Genomic DNA, 5,384 nt, shown 5'->3' on the forward strand with positions numbered 1-5,384 from the left:
ACTGGGCCGCTACTGCGCCAGTACCGATCCCGCCGAGATCGAAGAAGGTCTGCAGATCGTTGAGAAACAGCTTCAAGGGCGCACGGTACGCACCGGAGAGGAGGAGTTGTTCAAGGCGCGCTCCCGTGATCAGGGCAGCGTCAAGATCATCGACATCGTGCGGGCCCGGCTCGACACCCGCAGCGATTCCTACGCGGCAGAGGTGCCCAGCCTGGCGATCAAGGACGCCCAGATCGACGACGAGCTGGTGCGCGCCAACGAGCGCATGCTCACCGATGGCTTCTATGCCGAGGTCACACTCGAATACGACCCGGTGATCGCCCAGGAGCGCAACGGCCGGCCGTTCCGCATCGCCGGGCTGCGGCCGATCCAGATGTCCAACCCCAACGTGCTGGGGATCCTGGCCAAAGGCCGTGCAGTCTTCACCACCGAGGAGTGGCGCGATTTCCTGATCCGCTCGATCGGATTGGAGCCAACTGCTCTAGATGAGCGGGCAAAAATGGTGGTGCTGCTCCGCATGGCTCCTTTCGTGGAGCGCAACTTCAACCTGGTGGAGCTGGGACCCCGCGGCACAGGCAAGAGCCACCTGTTCCAACAGATCTCGCCCTACTCGCACCTGATCTCTGGCGGTAAGGCCACCGTCGCCAAGATGTTCGTCAACAACGGCAACGGCCAACGCGGCCTGGTCTGCCAATACGACGTGGTCTGCTTCGACGAGGTGGCTGGCGTGTCGTTCGATCAGAAGGACGGCGTCAACATCCTCAAGGGCTATATGGCCTCCGGCGAGTTCAGCCGCGGCAAGGAGAGCATCCGCGCCGAGGGCGGGATCGTGATGGTCGGCAACTTCGATGTCGATGTCGAGCAGCAGCAGCGCATCGGCCACCTGCTCAGCCCCCTGCCGCGCGAGATGCGCGATGACACGGCCTTCCAGGACCGCATCCACGCCTACGCGCCGGGCTGGGATTTCCCCAAGCTCAACCCCAACGAGCACCTCACCACCCACTTCGGACTGGTGAGTGACTTCCTCAGCGAATGCTGGAGCCGGCTGCGCGATGGCAGCCGCCTAGCGGCCATGCAGAACCGCATCCATCTGGGTGGCGCACTCAGCGGCCGCGACATCGAAGGCGTCAACAAGACCGTGAGCGCCCTGATCAAGCTGCTGGTCCCCGATCCCGAGATGGAGATCCCCGACGAGGATCTCGAATGGATCGTGCGCTTGGCGCTCGAATCACGCCGCCGGGTGAAGGAACAACAGAAGCGCTGCCTCAAGAGCGAGTTCCGCAACACCCACTTCAGCTACACCCTCGGCCTCGATGGTGTGGAGAAGTTCGTGGCCACCCCCGAGCTCCACAGCGACGATGCCATTGACGGCGATCCACTGCCGCCTGGCCAGGTGTGGGCGATTAGCCCCGGCACCGGTGAAACCGGCCCCAGCCTTTACCGGATTGAGGTGGCCGTGGGCCCTGGCAGTGGGGTCAAGATCCTCAACCAGCCCGTGCCTCCTGCTTTTCGCGAAAGCACCAAGGTGGGCGAGCAAAACCTCTATTCGCGGGCGAAGAGCCTGGTAGGAGATCGCGACCCACGCGGCCACGAGTTCTCCATCCAGCTCCGCGCCATGGACAACGACCGCAGCGGCGCTGGCCTTGGCCTGCCGGTGATGGTTGCCCTGGTCGGTGGCTTACTCGATCGGAACACCCGCGGCAGCACGATCATTGTCGGCTCTCTCAACCTGGGCGGCTCGGTCGAGATGATTCCCAACGCCGTCGCCATCGCCGAACTCGCCGTCGAGAAGCAGGCCAAGGTGCTGCTGATGCCCGTCTCAGCCCGCCGCGGTCTCAATGACCTCCCAGACGACCTCTGGACCAAGATCTCGATTGAGTTCTACAAAGATCCAGAGGATGCGGTGTTTAAGGGGCTGGAGGAGTAAGCATTTTAGCTTACAAGAACAAGTCTTTCGTGTGCCTTAGTTGGGAGTGTTTACTTTGTCAGCTTTGATTGATTGCGCGAAAAGTCAGGTTAATCCTTGCCTCGGCACATGAAGCGGATTTCGGTATGCAGTGCTCCCACTCTACTTGCGTTGAGCCTGACATGACGAGCAGCGAACCATGCGATAGATTGAAAGTCATAGATTGCTTGTGTTGATTCTTTTTTCTTATAAGAAATCTCCTTGTCGCTCCTAGACTTAAGCTGGCAATCGTTGGATTTGGGCCAAGACCTGGTTCGTCGTCAGAATGCCAGGCTACAGAATCTTTTCCATCTCGATATAGGTTTCCCAATGCAGTGTTGAATTTTACATTATTTTCGCTACTCACCCTAGCAAGAATTTCCTGAAGGCTAACCGGGAATGGCTCGGGCCGCATTTCAATGCCTGACCAGCTATACGACTCACCAGATTCAGCGAACCACCTGTGCAAGCGAGGTAGCGGATGGACTTTCCCGTAGATATTTATGCAGTCCTGCCTCCATCCATGCAAGCCTAGAAGTGCTGAGAACAAGTCATCTGCTTCTCTAGGAGAGAGGTAATTAGGGAAATGTCTTATAGCAGGCTCAGGATAATCTAGCAAGGCTACGTCGATTTTCTTCGGGTCATTGAATAAGCAGAGTTGAGAATGCCCTGCTTCGTCTTCTGTTCGTTGCCATGCATCGCCAATCATGGATCCGCCGAAACTGCGCCATCCGCTCCCATTAAAGGCTTGCGCATAACTCGCCATGACACGTCACCAGTGAGCTTCGACTTCCTGCCAAACTTTTTGCTGAACTCACTAAGTTCATCGCTTTTCTCATTGCGGTCGTAGACTCTTCTATCCCCTTTGCCCTCAAGAAGAACCTCTAGTCCTTTTGATCGCGCAATCTCATCAACTTTTCCGTAGTACATGGCATTCTGGTTGTCATTGAATAGCAGCACCGCGCCTGGTTTCATCTTTTCAAAGACTGCGCCAACGTAATCCCAGGCAGGCTCTCCGAGATGGGCGATCTCTGACACAAAGAAACTCATGCTTAGGATATCCGATTTTTCAAACTGAACCGGATGTCTCCAGGCATCTGTGTCGCCCACTCGCTGTATTATGTAGTCAGTGCTAAGTCTTACTGGCAGGTCAAGACTAAATGCAAGGTCGGACCAGGTGTGTTTCCACAATTCACAACCGTCTGCGATTTCGCAAAAGATTGACGGTGGCCTGCCACCTCGTTCATCCAGGTATTTAAGAATTCCAACGAGATCGCTTCCTGGTCCGCCTCCAATGCATGCAATTCGAACTTTGTCTTTCTCGAATACGTCTTTGGCGTCTTGAGACCAACTGATTAGCTCGCTAACCCAATGGGCATGTACTGGTACGTATGCATATACATATGCGAATCGATTGACGGGATCCCGGAAGTCGGGTCCGGCGCCAGTCTTGCTCATATTCAGATACGTCTCAGAAATCTGCTCGATTGCCAAAGCAATCATTCGGTCGCGATTCCCTTCATCATCTGGAATTTCGCTGTAAGTGTCCTCGAGAACCTTCTTGACCACGGAGAAGCATTTGAGGGACATGCCAAGACTGCCAAGCCATGCGTCCATTATACCGGCTCTTCGGCATCGTTAAATCAGCTTCAGCGCTTGCTGCAATCAGCTTCGGAATCGGCGCTGTAAATGCAGGCTAAGTAAAAGTATATGTATGGCAGTCTTTCTGTTTTGTCGTAATTTCAACCTCGCACCTTAAATTCTCAAGCGGCTGGAGGTATAGGGCCTCTGGCCCTCTCCAGAACACTGGCCCTGATAAGGCTTGCTCCGGACCTCTCCAGTCTGGGGCCCTCCTGCGGTCGGGCCCCCGCTGGGATCGGTCCCTTCGCTGCGCCGCTCTCGGCGCCGATTCCATGGCCCTGCTTTCTGCTGCGGCTTCTCAGTTCTGCCGGCCTGAGGAGGATCCGTTCCTGCTGCTCGAATCGAGCCTCAAGGCGATCGAGCGCATTCTGCAGCTGCGGCGTGGGCTGCCGCTGCGCCGCACCTGGCTTGAGCAGCCCTATGGAGAAGAGGAGATCACCTTGCTGGAGGAGGAGGTGATCCCGGCAATCCAGCAGTGCCTTGCTCGCATCGATGAGCTGGATCAGCGGCTGCTGGCTGAGCAGGAGTTGATGGCTCGCTGCCTGCTGGAGGCTGATCGTGAGGCGCTGGCTGAGTTGAGGCTGCAGATGGCCTGATGCCCGATGGGCATGCCGGGAGCCCTGATCCCGGTTTCACCCTGCTCTCGCCTGGAGTTTCTTGCTCTCGGCTGATCGCGCTTGGTCTCCAGCTGCCGCAGGTGGTGCTTCTGCGTTGGTGAAACGCTCCGCTACAGCACCTTCAGTCTGATTCCGGTGTTAAGGCTATACAAGCGGCCCTTCTATTCGTTGGCTGCGCTGTCGCTCCGCATCTTGATGTGGTCCGGCCTTGACAGCCTCCATCAGCCCTGCGGTGTCCTTCGCTGCGCTCACCGTGGCCCGTGATTTCTCCTCCTGGTCGTTTGCGGCGATCGAGGAAGAGCTCTTTGATCTGCAGATTGTGTTCCCTGGCAATCAGCATCTGATTCGCCTCCTGCAAGCAGAGATCGCCCGCCGAGAAGATGCGCTGCCCCAGCGGCCCTCACCCTCCTGGCTGGAGTCACTGCCGCTTCCCTTCTGAGTCCCCGCCTCACAGGTTTGAGGCCTGCGGCAGCGCCGGAGGCCTCAGCTCAGCACATACACATCGCCGCTGGTCTGATCCAGATACAGATCACCCGGCACAGATCCAGGCACGGATGTGGGTGCGCCACTGCCGGTGAACCAGCCGGTGCCGCGGCTGCCCTGGGGGCCACTGGGGCCTTCCACCCCCTGCAGGCCCTGGGGGCCGGGCTCTCCCTGCAGGCCTTGCGGTCCCTGCGGGCCGGCGATGCCTTGGGGGCCCTGGATCGACCCCCCATCCACCCAGGTGCTGCTGGTGGCGTCCCAGACGCGGAAGGAGTCATCCGCCTGCACGATGTAGGCATCCCCCTGGGCGGCATCGGCGGGCAGGTCCGCCACCGTGGGCACATGCCCCTTGAAGGTGATGCCCAGGCCCGGGGCACCCTGGATGCCCTGCTGGCCCTGGGGTCCTTCCGGACCGGCGACGCCCTGCATCCCCGCTGGTCCCTGCGGGCCTTGCACGCCCTGGGCACCATCGGCACCGGGTTGCCCTTGCACCCCCTGGGGTCCCTGCGGGCCGGGATCCCCTTGCGGGCCCTTGAGCGAACCGGAGGGAATCCAGGCCATGGGAGAGCAACGGCCCTGTGGCCGGCGAGATCACACCCCCTATTGCCGTTGTTGCGCTCGTCTGAGCCCGGCTCAGTGCTGCAGCACCTGCCACCAGTAGCCGCGCAGCACCGTCACCGCTGTGCCGGCCACTTCTG

General features: G+C 59.1%; 6 protein-coding genes. 3 read left to right on the forward strand and 3 right to left on the reverse strand.

Annotated elements, in window-relative coordinates; genetic code table 11:
- Nucleotides 1–1,927: BREX system Lon protease-like protein BrxL (gene brxL / locus KBY71_RS14835; RefSeq protein ID WP_254929655.1), on the forward strand; the 1,927-nt coding region annotated here is incomplete at its 5' end.
- A gap of 58 nt (nt 1,928–1,985) precedes the next feature.
- On the opposite strand, the gene KBY71_RS14840 is transcribed toward brxL, so the two are convergent.
- Entirely contained in the window at nt 1,986–2,711 is a 726-nt protein-coding gene (locus tag KBY71_RS14840) for an alpha-ketoglutarate-dependent dioxygenase AlkB (RefSeq protein ID WP_315858579.1), read from the reverse strand.
- Complete coding sequence (locus KBY71_RS14845) at nt 2,651–3,535, reverse strand: hypothetical protein (protein WP_254929657.1); 885 nt, start codon at nt 3,533–3,535, stop codon at nt 2,651–2,653. The genes KBY71_RS14840 and KBY71_RS14845 overlap by 61 nt, the downstream gene beginning before the upstream one ends.
- Before the next feature lie 323 nt (nt 3,536–3,858).
- Between KBY71_RS14845 and KBY71_RS14850 the strand changes: the two genes are divergently transcribed.
- Nucleotides 3,859–4,182 carry a hypothetical protein gene (locus KBY71_RS14850; protein WP_254929658.1) on the forward strand — a complete coding sequence of 108 codons (324 nt, stop codon included), beginning with the start codon at nt 3,859–3,861 and terminating at the stop codon, nt 4,180–4,182.
- A 229-nt stretch (nt 4,183–4,411) separates the two neighbouring features.
- Nucleotides 4,412–4,642, forward strand: a complete 231-nt coding sequence (locus tag KBY71_RS14855; RefSeq protein ID WP_254929659.1) for a hypothetical protein — start codon at nt 4,412–4,414, stop codon at nt 4,640–4,642.
- A 44-nt stretch (nt 4,643–4,686) separates the two neighbouring features.
- Here KBY71_RS14855 and KBY71_RS14860 read toward each other — a convergent pair whose 3' ends face one another.
- The gene (locus KBY71_RS14860) at nt 4,687–5,247 is read right to left on the reverse strand and encodes a collagen-like protein (RefSeq protein ID WP_254929660.1); all 561 of its coding nucleotides are present in this window, start codon (nt 5,245–5,247) and stop codon (nt 4,687–4,689) included.
- Nucleotides 5,248–5,384: the final 137 nt, after the last annotated feature.

The organism is Cyanobium sp. T1B-Tous (assembly GCF_024345475.1).
GTDB lineage: Bacteria > Cyanobacteriota > Cyanobacteriia > PCC-6307 > Cyanobiaceae > Cyanobium_A.